This is a genomic window from Pseudomonas sp. LBUM1656 (assembly GCF_059716065.1).
Map to the genome: position 1 here is coordinate 2650768 of NZ_CP166800.1, position 19651 is coordinate 2670418.

Genomic DNA, 19651 nt, shown 5'->3' on the forward strand with positions numbered 1-19651 from the left:
TCCGCCAGCGCTGGATACAGGTTAGACCCCACTTGGGGAGTCAGCTAATAGGTGGAGTATTGGGCGATGATAGGCAGATTCTTTTACGGATGTTGCGGGGAGGACCCGCGTCTATCTAAAGCATAGACGCGGGTTTGCAGGGCGTGAACGGTTACTTGCGAACGTTCTGGTACAGCATCAACCTTGAAGTTTCATGCATGGCGCGGGTCAGCGCTGACAGGCGCTTGAACTCTTCAGGGTTTTTCTCGGCGACGTTGTCCAGTGGCGTCATGGAGGCCAGGTCGTGAAGGGTCGGCGAGCTGCCATCGTGCTCCATCTGCACCATGTAGTGTTGAGTCACGCCGGCAATCAGCGGGAAGGTGCCTTCACGCAATACCAACGGCACCACACGTTCACCCTCGGGCGCAGGCTGCTGGATATCACGGCCCATGCCGCTGTTACGGAACTCAAGACCGGCCATACCCGCCACGGTGGGCAGCAAGTCTACCAGGCCGACCGCTTCCTTGACCTTGCGCGTCCCGATCAAGCCCGGTGCATGGATGATCATCGGCACCGCGTTGCTTTCCAGGCCCAGTTGCTCGTAGGCCGGTGCGAGAAACGGAATCTGAGCGATCCGGGTGTTGTGGTCGCCGAACATCACGAAAATGGTGTTCTCATACCAGCCACCGGCCTTGGCGATTTCCATCAAGCGTCCGAGGTTGAAGTCCAGCAAGCGTACGGCGTTGTACTGCTCGACACTGCGCGATCCTGCGGCCTGTACTTCCGCCAGGGTAGGGTGCTTGACCTCAAAGCCGTCATTGCTCTTGGGAATCGTGAACGGGCGGTGATTGCCGGCTGTCTGCACATAGGCAAAGAACGGTTTGTCCTTTGGCAGTGCTTGCAGGATCTGATCGGTTTCCTTGAACAGGTCCAGATCGGAAATGCCCCAGACATCCACTACCGGCGATTTCCAGTCCCGTTCTTCGAACAAGCGCACGCCGTCGATACTCTGCCGGATCAGGGCATTCATGTTGGCCCAGCCGGAGTTGCCACCGATGGTGTAGATCTTCTCGTAACCGGTGAAGGCATTGATCAGCGTGTTCTGCTTGGTGATCAGCGGATTGCGTGTTGCGGTTTCCTGACGCGTGACGTCAGGCACGCCGCTGATGCTGGCCCAGACGGTTTTCGCGGTACCTGTCACGGGCACGTAGAAGTGTTCGAAGAACCAGCTCTGGGTGGCCAGGCGATCAAGGTTGGGCGTCGGATTGATCGGGTTGCCATAGGCACCGACGGCACTGGTGCCCAGCGACTCCAGCATGATGAACATGACGTTCGGCGGACGCGAACCCGGGATTTTGTACGGTTGTGGCGCCTGGTGCCGGACGAAATCGAGGGTCTGCGGATCGGGTTTTTCAACCCCCAGGTAATTGGCCATGACCGCGTAATGTTCACGCACTTGCGCTTCGTCGTAACGCGACTGGCCGACCTTGACCGTGTCGTAGAGGAACAACACCGGGTTCAGGCCCAGCGCGGCCATCTGGTTATTACCCGAGAAGAACGCATCGCTCCAGCGCAACGGCACCGGGTTTTCGAGGTTCATGTTTTCGACACGCCCCAGAATGCCCAGCAGCACCAGAACGACCATGACCGCGCCACCCCATGTTGCGGAGAGCGGGTGAATGACTTTGCGCGGGCGATCCAGCGTGACGCGTTCCAGACGCACCAGTGCCAGGGTCACAAACGCAATTGTTGCCAGCCAACCCAGCGAAATCCAGATCACCGGGTAAGTCTGCCAGACCATGTCGCGGGAGATTTGCGCATCCTCGATGAAGCGCAGGACGGTGGCGTTGATGCGCACGCCGAGGTAGGCGAAATGACCAAAATCGATGATGTAGATCAGCAGCAGTACGCTCAGGGCTGCGACCAGGTAGACGCGTGCGATGCGCCTTAGCAGATGGCTGCGGAGCAGGTTCCAGCGGGGAATCCAGGCCAGCAACGCCAGTGGCAACATCATCAGGATGGCCAGGCGCAGATCGAAACGGAAGCCGATGCTCAGGGTTTCCCAGACGCCTTGTGTGTCGCTCAGGGCTTTGGGCTCGAACCCGGAAAAGCCGAAGAAAAACACCACTCTCAGCAGTGCAAACAGCACAAACGCAATTGCTGTAGCGCCTAGCCAATAATGTAAACGTCTCGAGTGCAGCCAACCCATCCCTGTTCCCCTGTTAAAAAGTCGTTAAATCTCAAACGGATTTAATCTGGTCGCTCATTGCACTATGGCGCTTGCTTGAGCGGCGATACGTCCAGCGTACGGCAAGCATCAGCAATGCGCCGCAGCAATACAGACCCAGCAGCGGATCGACCAGGTAATCCCAATAGTTTTGCGAAGGTTTGATCCCGGCGATGAAGGCCAGGGTTGCGCTGGCCAGCATCAAGACGGCCAGGCCATTGCGCAGGTAAAACAGGCCCAGTGTGAGCAGGGCGAAAAAAATCAACATGGGCCGCGGGCTGTAGCCGAGGCGATAGGGGTCCACATCACTCATGCCCAGTGTGGCCGGATACAGCACCAGGGCCATCACGGCGAAGAGGATCAATACGCCGGTTTTGCCCCGCGCCGTTGGCAGCATGTCCAGCCGCCGCAGGCAGCCCCACGCCATGAACACCAGAGTGGTGATCGCCAGGTCATCAATGTGACTGCGCAAATACGCGGCCAACGATAACCCTTCCATTGATATGAAGCTGGCTGCCAGCAACGTGGCCAACAGCGTGATCCGCCAGGCCCTGGACAGGCCGAACGAAGGCAGCATCAGGAAGATGATCATTGCGAAGCTGACATGGGCTTGCCACAGGCTGATCATTTGAGACGCTCGTTGAGCCATGCATCGTTAAAAGTAACGTGCTTGATGAAGGTGTTGTTCCAGGAATAAACCAAGTGATACATGCCGTCAGGACTGCGGATGAAGTAGGGGTATTCGTATTCGAATTCACACCCTTGGTTTTTACAGACACGGTTGTCGAGGTTATCCAGGAACTCTGCTTCCAGCGGTTGGCGACGCGCGCCGCTGGAGCCGCGGAACTCCCGGCCGATGATCTCCTTGTAGGCCTCGGGAGAAAACGGAGCGCCTTGTGGATCAGGTGATTTGTCCAGGTCGCGCAGCGAGCGCCAATCGTCCATTTTGGCGTCGGTCCCGTAAAGGCTCAGCTTGAAGCGCCCCTCCTGCAGGTCGTTGAGTGCCACCAGCAAGCCGTGTTCGGGCGTCGCGACGGCTGCCAGCGAGGAATTCGGGTTCGAGGGATCGAGCGGATAAGGTTCGCTCCAGGTCTGGCCGGCATCTTCGGTGCGGGCCGCCAGCACTCTGTGGTGGGTGTTGCCGGCATACCGTAGCAAGGCGATGCCGCGCTGACCATCCAGCGGAACCACCGTGGGCTGCAAGGAATTCATGCCGTGGCTGATGCGGAATTTGTCGATCACATCGCCGTCGGCGCTCAGGTAGAGGTACTCGGCAAATTTGCCCAGAAACTCGTGGTAGACCGGCAGGCCGATGGAGCCGTCGGCATGAAACACCGGCGCCGAGCGGACCAGGGTGCTGATGTTCAGAAAGGGCGAGGTGATCAGTTGGCGCGGAGCGGACCAATGTTCACCGAAGTCGTCGGAAACCATCACATTGACCGCGCTACCGGCCCAGCCACCCATGGACACCGATACGTAGAACAACCACACGCGATTATCCGGTGCGAGGGCCACCACCGGATTGCCCAGTTTGCGAATATATTTTCGGGTGCCCTGTTGGGTCGAATCCCGAGTTGCCAAGACCTGTTCCGCCCCCCATTCGCCGGTTTTCGAATCGAACCGGGCGGAGCGCACCTGCACATCGGCGGCGCCTTCGCGGGAACCGGCGAACCAGACCGTCATCAGGCTGCCGTCGGGCAAGGCGGTGACCGCCGAGGAATGCACGAAATCCACCAGCCCGGAGGAGGCGAATCGACTGGTATAAATGGGTTCGGCCACTTTGCCGGCCACTGCCATCACTGGACTGATCAGCGCAAAGGAAGAATGCGTATTGGCAGGATTGATCAACCACGCGGTCGCAAAAAGGCAGGACAGAGCGAGGTAGGCACAGAAGGCAGGAATACTTGGAAGTTTGATGCGCATGACTACGTTGGCATTTCATGGCCCGATTAGGCGCTCAACGTAACACTCGGTAGTACACGATCGGGTTTTATGATTGGCTAAATTGTAAGCAGGTATTTGTAGCAAGCGGCCATGTCGGTGCGCGGGGTTTGATTGAGGGGCTGAGAGTGTTGGCCTAGAGGGATTATGTTTGGTCGGGGGGCTTTCCGCCGTTGGTCGCAAAAGTCAGGGCCGTCACAAGAGAGTCATCGGGTTTTGGGCTGTTTGTTCCGGCTTCGTCGCCCAGGCTACCGGAAATCGTAGACCTACCTGAATACTCGATAATCGAGGGTCAGTCGGCTGCAATAGTGACGGTTTTTTCGTTTATTGATCCGCTTCACCCTTGATGGCCAAAACGCTGCAAGGCACCCGATACAGAACATGCTCCGTTGTGCTGCCAACCAGCTTTTCCACCCCTTTGTGATGGGTATTCCCCATTACGAAGACATCCGCTCGAGTATGAGTCGCAAAGTCGGCCATCGCTTTGGTTGGCGGCCCTGCAATGAAGTGTTGTCGCTCAGGTGGCACGCCGTGGCGTCCAGCCAAGGCAACGAAGCACTTTTCAAGTGACCGGCGTACGTCGTTGCTGAAGCCTGGCATCGTCACGGCGCCAGCACCGGCATCCGAAAAATGTGTGTGTGTCAGTTCATAGGCATACAGCATGTGTAACTCAGCATCACATTGCGCCGCCAATTCGTTCGCCGCCTGAATGACGCTGTCGTTGATTCCGCTGATCTGACCTTCTGGGTGGGATGGATCAACCGCCGCCACTATCACCCGAGGAAGCGGGCACCTGACTTCGCTGACCAGATGTATAGCAGTCGGACATTCACGCAACAACTGCCAATCCAAAGGCGTGATGCAGGCGCGCTTGAGCGCTGATACATGGTGTACGTCCTTGATAATCAGGTCCGGTTGCATTTCAGCCACATGCTCAAGGATCTCTTGCAGCGGGTCGCGGGTCAAAACGACTTCGGTGGTCACATTGATGCCCTTCCTGCGCAGGAGTTCGGCCTCATCCGTCAACCACTGCTGGTTCTCTTGCCGGCAACTCTCACGAAGTTGTTCACTGTTGCTCATCAACCTCATAAGGTCGAAGTCTTCGATGAACACTGCGATATGCAGTGCTGCGCCTGTGGCGTCGGCCAGTGCGATTGCCCGCTCCATCGCCGGCGAGTGACGCATGGTTGGAGCTGCTATCAGAAAGAGTCGTTGATACTGCCTCATGTGGCACCTCCAGACGTTCCGGGTTATCCGCTAGCGCCCCCAGCACTCTCGCTTGTCTCACCATTGGCGATCTTTTATCGCCTCAACTACCTGGATCGACACTATCAATATACGCCTGCATCACCGGTTTAGCAGTTGCCAAGCCTGTCGAAGGGTGTAGCAGACCTTTTCATCACGAACGAGCAGGAGAGGGGACTGCTGTAACCGCGCGCCATGCCAACCGCCTTGACCACGGAGCAGAACCAATGCGATTGCCGCTAGTTGAGCACCTGAATCAATACTTCGTAAAAAACGAACTATTCGCAACGAATAAACGATTTTTGTTGATGTAACTGGCTCGTTAGCATGACGCCTCCAGCCTATTGCTGCTTCATGCGGAGACAGTAAATGACCGCCATCAGCGTCGGCCAATCCTGGATGTGGGCCGCCTTCATCGTGTTCGTCCTTGCCATGCTGGCGCTGGATCTGTTCGTTTTCGGCGGACGCAAGGCGCATCGGGTTTCGGTGCGCGAAGCGCTGGCGTGGGTCATCGCCTGGACCAGTTTGGCGATGGTCTTCGCCGTCCTGCTCTGGTGGTATCTGCGCAGCATGTACGGCGCGGAAGTGGCCCAGCGTACAACGCTCGAATTCCTGACGGGCTACCTGATCGAGCAGTCGCTGTCGATCGACAACATGTTCGTTTTCGTGATGATCTTCGGCTACTTCGCCGTGCCGCCAGAGTTGCAGCGCCGCGTCCTGCTCTATGGCGTGCTCGGCGCCATCATCATGCGCGCCGGTATGATTTTCGCCGGTGTCTGGCTGGTGCAGGAATTTGCCTGGCTACTCTATGTGTTCGGTGCTTTCCTCGTCATCACCGGCATCAAGATGCTGATCTTTGCCAACCAGCAGCCAGACCTCGAAAAGAACCCTTTGCTGCGCTGGCTGCGTAGCCATCTTCGCATCACCGACGGCTTTCACGGCGAGCGCTTCTTTGTGCGTCAGAACGGCCTGCGCTGGGCGACGCCGATGTTCCTGGTGCTGGTACTGATCGAAGCCAGCGACCTGGTGTTCGCGGTCGATAGCATCCCGGCTATCTTCGCCGTCACCACCGACCCCTTCATTGTGTTCACCTCCAACATCTTCGCCATCATGGGCCTGCGCGCACTGTATTTTTTGCTTGCCGACATGTCCCAACGCTTCCACTTGCTCAAATATGGTCTGGCCATCGTACTGGTGTTCATCGGCGGCAAGATGCTGGTCGCTCCGTGGTGGCACGTGCCGATCCAATGGTCGCTGACCACAGTCGGCGGCATCATATTGATTTCGGTACTGTTGAGCCTGACGTTGACGAAGAGCAAAACACGGATTACGGGAGAACAAAGATGAATCAGAGATGTTGGCGCTGATGCGGTTTTGACTCGGGCTACCGGAAATCAACGACCTACCCGAATTCTTGGTAATCGATGGTTTATGCGTGTCTGGACAGCGCCTCACACTTGGGGCGCAGCCTTGAAAAACCTGCCTTTGGTCGGCGTACCTGAACCGCTTTCAGGATGGGTTGATCCATTCTGAAAGAACTGCCGGGGTACGCTGCCATGCACTCGTTTGCCAATCTGCTGACACCGGCTCAAGAGCTAAAGCTGCGAGCGCTCAACGCCTGGCATTACGCTCTTGAGGACTTGAGGCTGCGCATGGAGTGTCCCGACGCCTATCACGAAGAACTGATTCGTCAGTCTGACGAGATGGATCGCCTGGGCATCGTGAGTTGGCAGGAGTGGCGCGATCTCAGGGTTGAGGCGGATCAAGCGTATCTGCGCGCGATCGCAGGCGAGGATTATCACCGAACGCTGAATACGGGGAGTGGCTGATTGAACCGCGTAGCAGCATGAACAAAACCATCAGCGCCACTGATCTGGGCATCGATCTGAAGCACGAGGGCGAAAGTGCGCTGTTCAAATGGTTCATCGCCAGCTTTCTGATGGGCAAGCGGATTCAGGCGGAAATCGCCGTGCAGGCGTATCGCGTCATCGTCGAAAAACATACGCGAGATACCGCACTCAAGCTTGGGCACTGCACACATCGGCAACTGGTCGCCATGTTGGGCGAAGCCCATTACGTGCGCTACGACGAAACCACGGCCCGGCGATTGCTGAAGCTCAGCGCCAGACTGCAAGAAGAATACGCCGGGAAGATCGGCAACATTCAGCGCGCCAGTGAAAACCGCCAGGCGTTCGAAAAGCGCTTGGCGGCGTTCGAAGGGGTAGGGCCCAAGACCCTCGAAATTTTCATGCGTGATGCCGGGGCCGTGCTGTATTGAATCACCCAGGGGGGTGCTCAAAAACTGCAAACGGCTCCCTGAAACACCACCCGCCCGAACGGCGCATTGGCGTCCAGCGGCGTGACGGCCAGCAACTGATCCAGACGGATTTCCTGCGGACCGTCAGCCGTTTCGAGGCAGAGGAACTCTTCCTTGTCGCTGGAGGTTCGCGTCGTCAGCGCTTTGGCGACCAGGCGTGCGCCGCCGTTCAGTTCGATATCCAGTCGATAACCGTGCAGGCAGGCGATCTCCAGGTAGTCGTGCAGATCGCAGTTCAAAGGCTGATACGCGTTCATCTCGTTACTCCTGGCAACCTTGCAGTTTGATGATGAAATGACCTTGCTTGCTGATCGCTTCTGCGACGACCGGGTTCGTCGGTTCAACGTGGCAGAACCGGCATTCATTCTGGGAAATATCTTCGTCCTGAACGCCCTGTTCATCAAGGAAGCGCCGGGCGTAGGACTTCGCCAGTTCAGGGTCGTTGCTGTCGATCAACACGTCGAAATGCAGGTAGCGGCCATCTTTGGTGCGCACGTGGGTATCGAACACTTTAACGCTCATCATTTGCTCTCCTTCAGTTTCCAGGTGCCGGGCAGGGACAGGTCGCCCGAGGCAATGTCATAGACGCTGCTCACGCAAAGCAGTGGGTTGTGCAGGTCGGCATTGACCTTCAGGGCCGCGGTGACGCCGTCATAGTTGAAGCTTTCAGGGAAGCCGACGGCTGCCAGCGGCACGCGAATTTTCGCGGCGTTTTTCTCGACGCTCAGGTCGTAGCCGGGGGAGTCGATGTAGATCGGCGCACCCGGCCAGGTCGCCGGTAGCTTGGGTTTGGCATCTTTGGGGATGTCGCGAACTTTCAGGCCTCCGGGGCCGCAGCTTTCATCTTTGGTCAGCACCACCCAGTGGGAATGCCACAAACCACCGTCGTTGTCCTTCTTGCCGTCCTTGTTTTCGTCCAGTTGCGGGGTGTCGTCGAAGTCCGGGTGCGAGGTCAGTGCCAAGGCGAGAATGCCTGACTTCGCGTCAAACCCGACGGTTGCGCTGTCCAGACTGGTCGGCCAGACATAGCTGTAGACGTCCGCACCCGCGAACGCCCCTTTAGCTGTCGGCACCCGACTACCGGCCTTGCCGTCGACCAATTGTTCGAATACCAGGTTGTTGCCTTCCTTGAAGACACGGGTATGGACAAGATCGAACGCAGCGTCAGTCGTGCTCTTCTTGCTGCTGATGCCTGCCGAATCGTGGGCCCATGCCGGTGCTATCAGCAACGTGCTCATGGCCAGTGCCAGTGCAGATTTCATAATTACCTCCATCTCGGTTGATCGTGACTTATAGTTTCGATTCGATACTGACTAGCCTAAGCCAAGGCTGACTTTTGTCAATATGGTTTTTATCCGATACTATTTATCAACACCCTTGATCTGGAATTGCCCCGTGTTGTTCGATCTGCTGGAAAGACTGTCGAGCCTGACGCGCGTCTGGTTTCGCGAGCACCCGAAGCTGACGGATCTGCAGCCGATTCAATTGAGCGCGCTGCTGTATCTGGGGCGCTGTAATCGCTACTCCAACACGCCGTTGGCGGTGACCGAGTACCTGGGACTGACCAAGGGCACGGTGTCGCAATCGCTCAAGGCGCTGGAAACCCATGGGCTGCTGATCAAGACCCCGGATGCCAAGGACAAGCGCAGCGTGCACCTGGAACTGACTGCACCGGCCAGAGCCTTGTTGGACGAGGTGATGCCACCGGATTTTCTGGTCGCAGCCGCCAAGCGCATGGGCGCTCGATCGCAGGATCTGGAAGGGTTGTTGCTGGAGCTGTTGAGGAATATCCAGCGAGGGGAAAATGTACCGAGCTTCGGGCTTTGCCGAAGCTGCCACTTCCATCAGACCGTGGCAGGCGGGGCTTTTTGTGGACTGACTCAGGAACCCCTGGAATCCGGCGAAACCGGTTTGATTTGCAGGGAGCATAAAGTGCCCGAAGGCGTGCACGATTGAGAGCGGTCTAGCATTGCGACAACACAAGGATTCCCCATGATTTTAAGCAAACGCGATCAGGCACACATCGAACGCCGCCTGATTGCCACATTGACTGAGGCGTGCGAAACGGCCAAAGCGCAAATCGTCGGATTTGAATGGCTGACGCACGAAGTCGATTTCAACGAATTTCCTTCCAGCCTGAGGGTTGTCTGGGTCTTCGACACCCAAGCCAACATGAATCAAGCGCTGGCGAGCGGGCAGGGCGAGCGCATGGTCGAACTGACGGCCATCGCGTTAAGCGAAGCAGATGTTCTCGTCAGCCCGGTTTCAGCCCACGTGCAGTTTGATTCTGAAGAGCAATGCCAGCGTGCCAATGGCGGCAATTGGCAGAAGCGTCTGGCGCGCAAGCGTTAGTTCTTCTTCGTACCAACAGCCTTTTGACTCAATCCAGGTCCAGGTAGCACCTACCGCATGTCGCAAAACACCGAAAGTCCGGCGTCCGGCTTCAAAGACTGGCCGACGCAGCCGATAACGTGTTCATAAAAGCGACGTACCGAGAGGGCTACCCCATGTCTATAAAATTACGCTTGTTGCTGCTGATTGGTACGAGCTTGCTCACCGCGTTGATCGTGAGCCTGGTCAGTTACGTGGGAAACACCCGGATGGCGGAAGCGGTGAAGGACAACGAGGTCAGCATGACCGCGCTGCGCAATCACCTCGAAGCCGACATGATGCACGACGCACTGCGCGCCGATGTGCTGTCCGCGATGGTGGTCGGGCTGGGCAAAAGCACCAGCAGCAAAGCCGAGGTGCGCAGTTCCATCGAGGAACATGCGGCGCATTTTCGCGAGGTGCTGGGTGAAAATCTCAAACTGCCGGTCAACAACACCATCAAGACTGGCCTGAACAAGGTCAAGCCGAGCCTCGACACCTACATCAGTGCGGCCGAGCGCATCGTCGGGCTGGCCCTGGAAAACCCGGATTCCGCGCAAAAGGAACTGGACACCTTCAATACCGCGTTCAGCCTACTGGAAGACCAGATGGCGGCCCTCAGCGAGCTGATCGAAACCAACACTCAACAGACCAGCCAAGGTACCGAGCAGGCTATCAGCAGCGCCAACTTCACGCTGGGTATCGTGCTGATCGCCAGCCTGTTGTTGCTGCTCATCCAGGGACGCTGGGTGATTCTGAGCATCATGGGGCCGTTGCAGACTGCCAGCCGCATTGCCCAAAGCATCGCCCATGGCAACCTGAGCGAGCCTATTGTCGAACCGACCCACAAGGACGAGGCCAGTGCGTTGATCCGCAGCCTGGCGACCATGCAGCGTGATTTGCGCGGCATGATCGAGGTGGTTCGCAGCAACGCCCATGGCGTCAGTGGCATGAGCGTGCAGTTGAGCAGCGGCTGCCATCAGGTCGCCGACAGCAGCCAGCAGCAGAGCGTCGCCGCCAGCACCATGGCTGCCGCCGCCAGTGAAATGACCGCCAGCATTGAGGAAATCACCCGCCACGCCGAACGCGCGTTGAACATGGCCAATCAGGCCGAGGCCCTGGCCAAGGATGGCGGTCGTGTGATCCATCAGGTGGTCAATGACATGGACGGCATTGCGCGTTCGGCGCAGCAGTCAGCCCAGGTGATCCGCACGCTGGACAAGGAGTCCGAGGGGATTTTCAGCATCATTCAGGTGATCAAGGGCATCGCCGATCAAACCAATTTGCTGGCGCTCAACGCCGCGATCGAGGCCGCCCGCGCCGGTGAGCAGGGCCGTGGATTTGCCGTGGTGGCCGACGAAGTCCGCAGCCTCGCGGGACGCACCAGCGCCTCCACGCAGGAAATTGCCAGCATGGTCTCGCGCATCCAGCAAAGCACCCGCGAGGCGGTGACCAGCATGGAGGCGGGCGTTGCGCAGGTCGACAAAGGCATGGCCGTGACCGCCGACGTCGAACGCGCCATCCGCGAAATCCTCCAAGCCACGCTCAGTACCACCGAGCTGGTGAACGACATCACCCGCACCATCGGTGAGCAGAGCCTGGCCAGTAACGAAATTGCTCATCAGGTGGACATGATTGCGGGGATGTCGGAAGGCAACAGCAAGGTGATTGGACAGACGGCTTCGACGACTGATGAACTGTCGACTTTGGCGGGCAAGCTGTCGCAGTCGGTGGATCGGTTTCGGCTTTGAGGCTGGTGTGCCGATCAATTGATTTTCGGTGATGGTGAGGGCCTCTTTGCGAGCAAGCCCGCTCCCACATGTGATCCGCATCGAACACAAATTCCGTGTTCAGCGAAGATCAAATGTGGGAGCGGGCTTGCTCGCGAATGCGTCAGATCAGACAACACTGAACCCCAGGCCTTGCTCCTCCTTAAAGGTATTTATCCGTCACCGCGCCCTCCGAAGCGCTGGACACGGTCTTGGCATACTTGGCCAGCACCCCGCGTTTGTACTGGGTCTCCGGACGTACCCAACGGGTCTTGCGCTCGGCCAGTTCGGCGTCGGAGACATCGACCGTAATCTGCCGGGTTTCAGCATCGATGGTGATCCTGTCGCCATCTTCAATCAGCGCAATCGGCCCGCCTTCAAAAGCTTCCGGCGTGATGTGCCCCACCACAAAGCCATGGGAGCCACCGGAGAAGCGGCCGTCGGTAATCAGCGCGACGTCCTTGCCCAGGCCTTTGCCCATGACCGCCGAAGTCGGCGAGAGCATTTCGCGCATGCCAGGCCCGCCCTTGGGCCCTTCGTAGCGAATCACGATGACATCACCCGCTTTGACTTCGCCATTGAGAATCCCGGCCAACGCGCCTTCCTCGCCGTGATACACACGCGCTGTGCCTTCAAAGCGCAAGCCTTCCTTGCCCGTGATCTTGGCCACCGCGCCAGTCGGTGAGAGGTTGCCGCGCAGCACCACCAGATGGGAGTCTTTTTTCACTGGCTGGTCGAACGGCAGAATCACGTCCTGACCTTCGGGATAGTCGGGCACGTTCTCCAGGTTTTCCGCCAGGGTCTTGCCGGTCACCGTCAGCACGTCGCCGTGCAGCATGCCGGCGGCGAGCATGCGTTTCATCAGCGGCTGGATGCCGCCGATGGCGACCAGCTCGCTCATCATGTATTTGCCGCTGGGGCGCAAGTCGGCCACCACCGGGGACACCTTGCCCAGCTCGACGAAATCATCCAGCGTCAGTTCGACATCCACCGCATGCGCCATGGCTAAAAGGTGCAGCACGGCGTTGGTCGAGCCGGCGAGGGCGATCACCACGCGGATGGCGTTTTCGAAAGCCTTGCGGGTCATGATGTCGCGCGGTTTCAGGTCCAGCTTGAGCAGCTCCATGACCTGCTGACCGGCACGAAAGCTGTCGGACGCCTTATCGCTGCCGACGGCGTCCTGGGAACTGGAGCCGGGCAGGCTCATGCCCAATGCCTCGATGGCCGAGGCCATGGTATTGGCCGTGTACATGCCGCCGCAGGAACCCGGACCGGGGATCGCCACTTCCTCGATCTGCTTGACCTGAATCTCGTTGATATCACCGCGTGCATTTTGGCCCACGGCCTCGAACACGGAAATGATGTCGGTGTGGCCGGCGCCCGGGCGGATGGTGCCGCCATAGACAAAAATGGACGGGCGATTCAGTCGCGCCATACCGATCAGGCAGCCCGGCATGTTTTTGTCGCAACCGCCCACGGTCACCAGGCCGTCAAAGCCTTCGCAACCGGCCACCACCTCAATGGAGTCGGCGATCACTTCACGCGACACCAGCGAATACTTCATGCCTTCGGTGCCGTTGGCGATGCCGTCGGAAATGGTGATGGTGTTGAAAATGACGCCCTTGGCGCCGGCGGCATTCGCACCTTTTTCGGCCTCGATGGCGAGCTTGTCGATGTGCATGTTGCACGGCGTGACCATCGCCCAAGTGGAGGCAATGCCGATTTGCGGTTTCTTGAAATCCTCATCCGTGAAGCCCACGGCACGCAGCATGGAACGGCCCGGCGCGCGCTCCACGCCGTCGACCACTTGCGAGGAGTACTTACGTAAATCGACTTTGTCGCTCATGACGTTCCCTCATATCCAGATCGCTGGCCCGACCGGTGTGGCCCGAAGCAACGCATTGAGTCTAGACCCGGTTCGCCGACCTGTGGGAGCGGGCTTGCTCGCGAAGGCGGTGTGTCATTCAACATTATTGTCGGCTGACACACCGCCTTCGCGAGCAAGCCCGCTCCCACAGGGTCGAACGTACCCGAAGGAGCTAATCCAGAGGTCCCGCGCACACCTCCCGAATACATCCGCGCAACCACTGGTGCGCGGCATCGGCGTCCATTCGCGGGTGCCAGAGCATTGAAATGGTGATCACAGGCGTGGACACCGGAAGGGCAAAACTGTGCAGGCCGGCGCGCAGATTGTGGGTATGGCGTTCGGGCACGGTTGCGATCAGGTCCGACGCCCGGGCCAGCGCCAAAGATGCGGAAAAGCCGCCAACGATGGTGACGATCTCCCGCGCCAGCCCAAGCGGTTTCAAGGCGTCATCCATCGGCCCCTTGTCACGCCCACGCCGCGAGACCAGGACATGCCGGCCGGATGCATAGCGGGCGGGGGTGATCTTGCCCTTGCACAGTGCATGTCCCGGGCGGACCACGCCGATGAAACGGTCCTGGTACAACGCGCGGGTACGCACTTCGGGGCTGGTGGTGTCCGCGACAACGCCGGTCTCCAGATCGACCGTGCCGTCGCGCAGCTGCGTGCTGTCCTGGTTCAGTTTCTGCAAAAAGTGCAGCCGAACACCGGGTGCTTCTTCGCTGAGGCGAGCAATCAACGCCGGCCCGAAGTTCTCTACAAAACCGTCGCTGGTGCGCAGGGTGAAGGTGCGCACCAGTTGCTTGAGGTCGAGGTGCTCGGCGGGGCGCAGCACTGCTTCGGCGTGCTGCACCAGTTGGCTGACTTGCTCACGCAGCTCCAGCGCCCGGGGTGTCGGCACCAGCCCACGCCCGGCGCGGACCAGCAGGGGATCGCCGGTAGTTTCACGCAATCGCGCCAGTGCCCGGCTCATCGCCGACGGGCTCAGCCGCAGCCGTTGGGCGGCACGCGCCACACTGCCTTCGGCGAGCAGCGCATCAAGGGTAATCAGCAAGTTCAGGTCGGGAGTCGTCATGCTTAAACGGTAGCACGGCTGAGTGATGACATGGCGCCACGTGCAGGTATCAAGTGCAAGTGGTGCGTCTTCCGCCTTGTCAGGTGCGGGCATACGCTGAAGGCCAACACTTCATCAAGGGCCCAACCATGACACTCACCACGCAATCCGGCTCGGTCCGATGGGCGCTCGCCAGCCTTTCGCTGTCGATGTTGATGCCTTCACTCGACACCAGCATCGCCAATGCGGGCTTGCCGATCTTGTCACAGGCACTCGATGCTTCCTTCCAGGAGGTCCAGTGGATCGTCCTCGCGTATCTGCTTGCGATCACGACGTTGATCGTCAGCGTAGGACGCTTGGGTGACATAGTCGGTCGCCGCCGGTTGATGCTGGCCGGCATCGGCATCTTTACCCTGGCTTCACTGGCCTGTGGCCTGGCGCCTTCGTTGTGGTGGCTGGTCGCCGCCCGGGCGGTGCAAGGCCTCGGCGCGGCAATCATGCTGGCGCTCACCGTGGCGTTTGTCGGTGAGACGGTGCCCAAGGCGCAGACCGGCAGCGCCATGGGATTGCTCGGCACGATGTCGGCGATCGGCACCACGCTGGGGCCGGCGCTCGGCGGCGTGCTGATCTCCGGCTTTGGCTGGCAGGCGATTTTTCTGGTCAACCTGCCGCTGGGCATTTTGAACGGGGTGCTCGCGTATCTCTACTTGCCTGCGGATCGCCAAGTACCGAAGGCGCAACGTGGCGGTTTTGACGTTGCAGGCACGGTGGTGCTGGCGCTGACACTCGGCGCGTATGCACTGGCGATGACGTTGGGTGAAGGGGTTTGGGGTTCGCTCAACCTCGCGTTATTGCTGATCGCCGTTGCCGGCAGCGGGGTCTTCCTGTTCATCGAGGCGACGGTTGCATCGCCACTGATCAAGTTGGCGCTGTTGCGTGAGCGGGGGTTGAGCGCGGGTCTGGCCATGAGCATGCTCGTCTCGACGGTGATGATGGCGACGCTGGTGGTTGGGCCGTTCTATCTCTCAGGCGCGCTCGGGTTGAATGCAGCGCTGGTCGGGCTCACGTTGTCAGTCGGCCCGCTGGTGGCCGCGCTGGCTGGTGTACCTGCTGGTCGTCTGGTTGACCGTTTTGGCGCTCAGCGCATGAGCGTTTCCGGGCTGGTGGTGATGGCATTCGGCGCCTCTGTTCTGTCGATGATGCCGACGCGTTTCGGCGTCTTCGGCTACCTCGCGCCCATCGCCGTGATCACCGCCAGCTATGCACTGTTTCAGGCGGCCAACAACACGTTGATCATGACCGGCGTGAGTCAGGATCAGCGCGGCGTCATTGCCGGCCTGCTCAGCCTGTCGCGTAATCTCGGGCTCATCAGCGGTGCCTCGGTGATGGGTGCAGTGTTTGCGCTGGCGTCATCGACGATCGACATCACCAGCGCAACCCCGGAAGCGCTCGCCCGTGGCATGGCCATTACCTTTGCGGTCGCAGCGGGGCTGATTGGCCTGGCGCTCGCCATCGCGTTGCCAGCCCTGAAAAATGAACGCGCGGTGGCGTAAATCCGAAGCAAAAAAAAGCCCGCCAAAAAAACGGGTTGGCGGGCGTTTGGGAATCGCCGGTCCAGCAAGGAGGGAGCTGACCGGGTCTTTAATAAAATGTGGATCAGGCAGCGGTGCCCTGCAGTTGCGCTTTCAGATTGAGGCGCAGGTGGTTATGGGCCAGCAACCGCATGACATAGCCGAGCTTGATCGCCGTTGGACCGAGAATGGTCATGGCGTGCGCACCCACCAGGGCAGGCAGCGTCAGGTAGGCATCACAGCCGTAGGCCAGGATGATCCCGACCACCAGCATGATCAGCCCGCCGATCAGCAGCACATGAGACAACGTCAACACCCGATAAGGATTTTCAAAAAAGCCATACACGCCAGTCACCGCAAATACGCCTGAAGACAAGGGAGATGTTATCGATGGGGAGAGGGCGAGACACTTCTACCAGGGGTCAGTGCAAACACGCATGAGTATGAGCAACACATACCCATGTATTAAGCGGGCACAATGAAAACGCGCAGGCCGCATGATTTGACCGCCGGTGAGCGGGATCAAGCGTAGCGATTGAGGATGTCTTCGATACAGGCAATCAATTCGCCGCAGGGGAATGGTTTTGGGAAAAATGCCACGGGTTCGACGGCTGTTGCGCTGACCTGGGGCAGGGAATCCAGGTATCCGCTGATGAAGATGACGGGCAGGTGAATGCCTCGGGCCGAGAGTTCTTCATACATTTGAATGCCCGACAGGCCGGGCATTTGAACATCGGAGATCAGGCAGGAGGTGATTTGCGGCCCGTTGGTAGAGAGGAACTCTTCAGCCGTGGCAAATACCCGGACGGTGTATCCGTTGGAGCGCAATAAACTGTCCAGTGCAATGCGAACCGACTCGTCATCGTCGACCACGGAAATAATAAATGGGTAGGACATTTAAGTACCTGGTGATATCGGGTAGCCCATAAAGAGTGCCCGCCATCACTGCAAGATACCCAATCCCCAAGCGCGGCACAGTATACCTGCGTATAGACCCGTCCCTATGTCCGGTTGATTCCCAGCGCTTGCGCCATACGAACAAGGTCGGCAAACGAGCGGGCGAACATCTTGCGCATGGCCTGGCCGCGGTGGATCTTGACGGTGATCTGGCTCAAGCCGATTTCCCCGGCGATCTGCTTGTTCATCAAGCCCGACACGGCCAATGCCATGACCGTTTGCTCCCTGGGGGTCAGCGTGGCAAAGCGGCTGCGCAACTCATCGTTTTCGCGTTCCGACTCGCGCCGCACTTTGTCCCGTGCATGGGCAGCGGATACCGCATCAATCAAATCCTGTTCGCGAAAGGGCTTCTCGAGGAAATCCACCGCGCCGGCCTTCATCGCGCGGACCGTCATGGCAATGTCGCCGTGCCCGGTCATGAAAACGATCGGCAGGTTAATGTTGGCGGCCACCAGCTCCTGCTGGAAATCCAGCCCGCTGGTGCCTTGCAATCGCACATCCAGCACCAGGCAGCAGGGGATGTCCGGGCGGTTGTACTTCATGAAGTCGGCAGCAGAACCGAACAGCTCGACCTGCAGGCCGATGGAACGCAGCAGGCTGCCGAGTGCTTCACGCAGCGGCGCATCATCATCGACGATGAAGACCAAGGGCTCACTGTTGCTGACTTTGTTCATGGGGTGATGTTTGTTCATGGAGCTTCCCTGGGAGCAGTTGTCCTGGTGTTCAAGCCGTTTCGCGGGCAACGGTGACGAGCAGCGGCAGGGCGACCTTGAACGAGGTGCCGTGGCCGATGGCACTGGTGGCCCATATCCTGCCGCCATGAAAATCAATGATCGAGCGGCAGATGGAGAGGCCCATGCCCATGCCGTTGTCCTTGGTCGTGAAAAACGGGGTGAACAAGGACGGCAGGACATGGGCCGCGATGCCCGGCCCCAGGTCAGCCACTTCCACCACCGCCTCGCTGTCCTTGACCCACGTGCGTACATGCAGAGTCCGCTCAGACGTTTCGACCTCGGCGAGGGCCTGGCAAGCGTTGATGATCAGGTTGATGATCACTTGCTGCAGCTGTACCCGGTCGGCATGGACACGACCTGAATGCGCGGCCAAATCGACTTTCGGGCTGATTTTGTGGTGCGCCAACTCTTGTTGAACCAGGCTCAGCGTCTCGTTGACGATATCGTTCAGCGACTCGCTCTGGCGCAGCGGCCCGCACTTGCGTGACAGCGTCCTGATGCGACTGATGACATCGCTGGCGCGGCACGAGCTGGCGATGATGCGGTCCAGGGACGCGATCGCTTCGTTCAGGTCCGGGACGGGGCGGTCGAGCCAGCGGCGACAGGCTTCGCTGCTGCTGGTGATGGCCGTCAGCGGCTGGTTGACCTCATGAGCGATGGAGGCGGCCAGTTCGCCCAGCGACGTGACGCGTGTGACGTGGGCCAGTTGCGCCTGGGCGCAGAAGAGGGCTTCTTCGGCTTGCTTGCTGGCGGTGATGTCCATCAGTGCGCCGACGTATTTGGAGCGTTCATGCTGGGTGAACAGCGGGCTGGCGATCATGTGAACGTGCTTGATGCGGCCGTCCGGCATCAGCAAGCGGTGCTTGACCTCGATCAGCGCTTCATGGCGCGTCGCCTTGGCAAATATTTCGTGCACCAGTGCAAGGTCATCGGGGTGGGTGCGTGCCAGGACCTTCGAGAAGGTCGGGGCTTCGGTCAGCGGGTACTCGAAAATCCTTGCCGATTCGTCCGACCAGGAGATCGCCTCGCCACCGGCACGGAATCCAACGCTGCCGGTCTGGCTCAGGCGCTGGGCGCCGATCAGGTACACCTCGTTATGACGCAGCCGGTCGGCAGCATACTTGCTGCGCAGCGCCAGGAAGGTGATCGCCGACAGCGCGGTCAGGCAGCGGAAGAACCCCGTTGTCGAGTCCCAGCGTTGATAGCCGCCGTTATAAACAAAGGTCGCCGTCAGCAGCAGCATGCACATCAGCGCGATTGAAATCACGGCGTTGATTGAAAACAGGTTCGCCGCCATCAACAGCAACGTGATGTAAAGAATCGTCGGGGCCAGGTCAATGTATGTCTCGGAATTGATGATTACGATGCCGCAAGCCACCACGAGCCCGATCAGCCATCCCAGGGCGTTGATCAGCGGGTTGGAACTGATGCCGATCGCTGCATCAATGCTCGTCTCGCAGGGTATGCGTTGCCCTTTGCCGTTGGCACTGTTGAAAAATGGAAAGGCTTTACGCGCATTCAAAGACCTGTTGTTGTTCATCTCGGTCATGCACTCCTGGTATCGAGGGGCGGAGTCGGGGGCCTATGCTAGAAGCAAACGTTTGTCCTTCAATAGGACATAAA

At 59.1% G+C, this 19651-nt stretch carries 20 protein-coding genes and 1 pseudogene; 8 read left to right on the forward strand and 13 right to left on the reverse strand.

The window, feature by feature from the left end; all coding sequences use genetic code 11:
* Positions 1-151: 151 nt before the first annotated feature.
* The 4 genes from ACA072_RS12025 to ACA072_RS12040 all read right to left on the reverse strand — a co-directional run bounded on the left by ACA072_RS12025 (position 152) and on the right by ACA072_RS12040 (position 5374).
* Entirely contained in the window at positions 152-2188 is a 2037-nt protein-coding gene (locus tag ACA072_RS12025) for an LTA synthase family protein (protein WP_497624494.1), read from the reverse strand.
* Positions 2189-2219: 31 nt separating this feature from the next.
* Complete coding sequence (locus ACA072_RS12030) at positions 2220-2834, reverse strand: hypothetical protein (protein WP_497624495.1); 615 nt, start codon at positions 2832-2834, stop codon at positions 2220-2222.
* The gene (locus ACA072_RS12035; protein ID WP_497624496.1) at positions 2831-4129 is read right to left on the reverse strand and encodes a sialidase family protein; all 1299 of its coding nucleotides are present in this window, start codon (positions 4127-4129) and stop codon (positions 2831-2833) included. The genes ACA072_RS12030 and ACA072_RS12035 overlap by 4 nt, the downstream gene beginning before the upstream one ends.
* 342 nt (positions 4130-4471) lie before the next feature.
* A complete protein-coding gene (locus ACA072_RS12040; RefSeq protein WP_497624497.1) occupies positions 4472-5374 on the reverse strand; it encodes a universal stress protein in 903 nt (300 codons plus the stop codon).
* A 387-nt stretch (positions 5375-5761) separates the two neighbouring features.
* Between ACA072_RS12040 and ACA072_RS12045 the strand changes: the two genes are divergently transcribed.
* The 3 genes from ACA072_RS12045 (at position 5762) to ACA072_RS12055 (ending at position 7670) form a co-directional block, all read left to right on the forward strand.
* Positions 5762-6739, forward strand: coding sequence for a TerC family protein (locus tag ACA072_RS12045; protein ID WP_497624498.1), 978 nt, complete (start codon positions 5762-5764; stop codon positions 6737-6739).
* 209 nt (positions 6740-6948) lie between these two features.
* Positions 6949-7221 carry a hypothetical protein gene (locus ACA072_RS12050; protein ID WP_497624499.1) on the forward strand — a complete coding sequence of 91 codons (273 nt, stop codon included), beginning with the start codon at positions 6949-6951 and terminating at the stop codon, positions 7219-7221.
* 17 nt (positions 7222-7238) lie between these two features.
* Positions 7239-7670: a DNA methylase gene (locus ACA072_RS12055; protein ID WP_497624500.1), complete on the forward strand. Its 432-nt coding sequence runs from the start codon at positions 7239-7241 to the stop codon at positions 7668-7670.
* 17 nt (positions 7671-7687) lie between these two features.
* Here the strand turns inward: ACA072_RS12055 and ACA072_RS12060 are convergent, their stop codons facing one another.
* From ACA072_RS12060 to ACA072_RS12070, 3 genes are read right to left on the reverse strand one after another with little or no spacing between them, the layout of a single operon-like run.
* Complete coding sequence (locus ACA072_RS12060) at positions 7688-7966, reverse strand: Rho-binding antiterminator (protein ID WP_497624501.1); 279 nt, start codon at positions 7964-7966, stop codon at positions 7688-7690.
* 4 nt (positions 7967-7970) lie between these two features.
* Positions 7971-8231 (reverse strand): DUF2024 family protein, encoded by a 261-nt coding sequence (locus ACA072_RS12065; protein ID WP_497624969.1) that lies wholly within the window; start codon positions 8229-8231, stop codon positions 7971-7973.
* Positions 8231-8971 carry a hypothetical protein gene (locus tag ACA072_RS12070; protein WP_497624502.1) on the reverse strand — a complete coding sequence of 247 codons (741 nt, stop codon included), beginning with the start codon at positions 8969-8971 and terminating at the stop codon, positions 8231-8233. The genes ACA072_RS12065 and ACA072_RS12070 overlap by 1 nt, the downstream gene beginning before the upstream one ends.
* A 133-nt stretch (positions 8972-9104) precedes the next feature.
* On the opposite strand from ACA072_RS12070, the gene ACA072_RS12075 reads away from it, so the two are divergent.
* The 4 genes and pseudogenes from ACA072_RS12075 to ACA072_RS12090 all read left to right on the forward strand — a co-directional run bounded on the left by ACA072_RS12075 (position 9105) and on the right by ACA072_RS12090 (position 11830).
* Positions 9105-9665 carry a MarR family winged helix-turn-helix transcriptional regulator gene (locus tag ACA072_RS12075; protein WP_497624503.1) on the forward strand — a complete coding sequence of 187 codons (561 nt, stop codon included), beginning with the start codon at positions 9105-9107 and terminating at the stop codon, positions 9663-9665.
* Between the two features lie 36 nt (positions 9666-9701).
* Positions 9702-10061 (forward strand): hypothetical protein, encoded by a 360-nt coding sequence (locus ACA072_RS12080; protein ID WP_497624504.1) that lies wholly within the window; start codon positions 9702-9704, stop codon positions 10059-10061.
* Between the two features lie 155 nt (positions 10062-10216).
* Positions 10217-10972 (forward strand): annotated as a pseudogene (locus tag ACA072_RS12085) (MCP four helix bundle domain-containing protein); the annotation flags it as partial.
* A gap of 132 nt (positions 10973-11104) precedes the next feature.
* Positions 11105-11830 carry a methyl-accepting chemotaxis protein gene (locus tag ACA072_RS12090; RefSeq protein ID WP_497624970.1) on the forward strand — a complete coding sequence of 242 codons (726 nt, stop codon included), beginning with the start codon at positions 11105-11107 and terminating at the stop codon, positions 11828-11830.
* 181 nt (positions 11831-12011) lie between these two features.
* Here the strand turns inward: ACA072_RS12090 and ilvD are convergent, their stop codons facing one another.
* Together ilvD and ACA072_RS12100 are read right to left on the reverse strand one after the other, a co-directional pair.
* Complete coding sequence (gene ilvD, locus ACA072_RS12095; RefSeq protein WP_497624505.1) at positions 12012-13694, reverse strand: dihydroxy-acid dehydratase; 1683 nt, start codon at positions 13692-13694, stop codon at positions 12012-12014.
* Positions 13695-13887: 193 nt separating this feature from the next.
* Entirely contained in the window at positions 13888-14787 is a 900-nt protein-coding gene (locus ACA072_RS12100) for a LysR family transcriptional regulator (RefSeq protein ID WP_497624506.1), read from the reverse strand.
* A gap of 128 nt (positions 14788-14915) precedes the next feature.
* On the opposite strand from ACA072_RS12100, the gene ACA072_RS12105 reads away from it, so the two are divergent.
* Entirely contained in the window at positions 14916-16319 is a 1404-nt protein-coding gene (locus ACA072_RS12105) for an MFS transporter (protein ID WP_497624507.1), read from the forward strand.
* A 103-nt stretch (positions 16320-16422) separates the two neighbouring features.
* Here the strand turns inward: ACA072_RS12105 and ACA072_RS12110 are convergent, their stop codons facing one another.
* The 4 genes from ACA072_RS12110 to ACA072_RS12125 all read right to left on the reverse strand — a co-directional run bounded on the left by ACA072_RS12110 (position 16423) and on the right by ACA072_RS12125 (position 19568).
* Positions 16423-16683 (reverse strand): transmembrane sensor/regulator PpyR, encoded by a 261-nt coding sequence (locus ACA072_RS12110; protein WP_497624971.1) that lies wholly within the window; start codon positions 16681-16683, stop codon positions 16423-16425.
* Positions 16684-16859: 176 nt separating this feature from the next.
* Positions 16860-17234: a response regulator transcription factor gene (locus ACA072_RS12115; RefSeq protein WP_497624508.1), complete on the reverse strand. Its 375-nt coding sequence runs from the start codon at positions 17232-17234 to the stop codon at positions 16860-16862.
* A 104-nt stretch (positions 17235-17338) separates the two neighbouring features.
* On the reverse strand, positions 17339-17986 hold the full coding sequence (locus tag ACA072_RS12120; protein ID WP_497624509.1) for a response regulator transcription factor: 648 nt from the start codon (positions 17984-17986) through the stop codon (positions 17339-17341).
* 31 nt (positions 17987-18017) lie between these two features.
* Positions 18018-19568: a sensor histidine kinase gene (locus tag ACA072_RS12125; RefSeq protein WP_497624510.1), complete on the reverse strand. Its 1551-nt coding sequence runs from the start codon at positions 19566-19568 to the stop codon at positions 18018-18020.
* Between the last annotated feature and the right edge of the window lie 83 nt (positions 19569-19651).

Excerpts from the sequence above, each read along its gene's own strand:
- ACA072_RS12025 (WP_497624494.1), bottom strand. The coding sequence starts at position 2,188 with ATGGGTTGGCTGCACTCGAGACGTTTACATTATTGGCTAGGCGCTACA.
- ACA072_RS12030 (WP_497624495.1), bottom strand. The coding sequence starts at position 2,834 with ATGATCAGCCTGTGGCAAGCCCATGTCAGCTTCGCAATGATCATCTTC.
- ACA072_RS12035 (WP_497624496.1), bottom strand. The coding sequence starts at position 4,129 with ATGCGCATCAAACTTCCAAGTATTCCTGCCTTCTGTGCCTACCTCGCT.
- ACA072_RS12040 (WP_497624497.1), bottom strand. The coding sequence starts at position 5,374 with ATGAGGCAGTATCAACGACTCTTTCTGATAGCAGCTCCAACCATGCGT.
- ACA072_RS12045 (WP_497624498.1), top strand. The coding sequence starts at position 5,762 with ATGACCGCCATCAGCGTCGGCCAATCCTGGATGTGGGCCGCCTTCATC.
- ACA072_RS12050 (WP_497624499.1), top strand. The coding sequence starts at position 6,949 with ATGCACTCGTTTGCCAATCTGCTGACACCGGCTCAAGAGCTAAAGCTG.
- ACA072_RS12055 (WP_497624500.1), top strand. The coding sequence starts at position 7,239 with ATGAACAAAACCATCAGCGCCACTGATCTGGGCATCGATCTGAAGCAC.
- ACA072_RS12060 (WP_497624501.1), bottom strand. The coding sequence starts at position 7,966 with ATGAACGCGTATCAGCCTTTGAACTGCGATCTGCACGACTACCTGGAG.
- ACA072_RS12065 (WP_497624969.1), bottom strand. The coding sequence starts at position 8,231 with ATGAGCGTTAAAGTGTTCGATACCCACGTGCGCACCAAAGATGGCCGC.
- ACA072_RS12070 (WP_497624502.1), bottom strand. The coding sequence starts at position 8,971 with ATGAAATCTGCACTGGCACTGGCCATGAGCACGTTGCTGATAGCACCG.
- ACA072_RS12080 (WP_497624504.1), top strand. The coding sequence starts at position 9,702 with ATGATTTTAAGCAAACGCGATCAGGCACACATCGAACGCCGCCTGATT.
- ACA072_RS12090 (WP_497624970.1), top strand. The coding sequence starts at position 11,105 with ATGGCTGCCGCCGCCAGTGAAATGACCGCCAGCATTGAGGAAATCACC.
- ilvD (WP_497624505.1), bottom strand. The coding sequence starts at position 13,694 with ATGAGCGACAAAGTCGATTTACGTAAGTACTCCTCGCAAGTGGTCGAC.
- ACA072_RS12100 (WP_497624506.1), bottom strand. The coding sequence starts at position 14,787 with ATGACGACTCCCGACCTGAACTTGCTGATTACCCTTGATGCGCTGCTC.
- ACA072_RS12105 (WP_497624507.1), top strand. The coding sequence starts at position 14,916 with ATGACACTCACCACGCAATCCGGCTCGGTCCGATGGGCGCTCGCCAGC.
- ACA072_RS12115 (WP_497624508.1), bottom strand. The coding sequence starts at position 17,234 with ATGTCCTACCCATTTATTATTTCCGTGGTCGACGATGACGAGTCGGTT.
- ACA072_RS12120 (WP_497624509.1), bottom strand. The coding sequence starts at position 17,986 with ATGAACAAACATCACCCCATGAACAAAGTCAGCAACAGTGAGCCCTTG.
- ACA072_RS12125 (WP_497624510.1), bottom strand. The coding sequence starts at position 19,568 with ATGAACAACAACAGGTCTTTGAATGCGCGTAAAGCCTTTCCATTTTTC.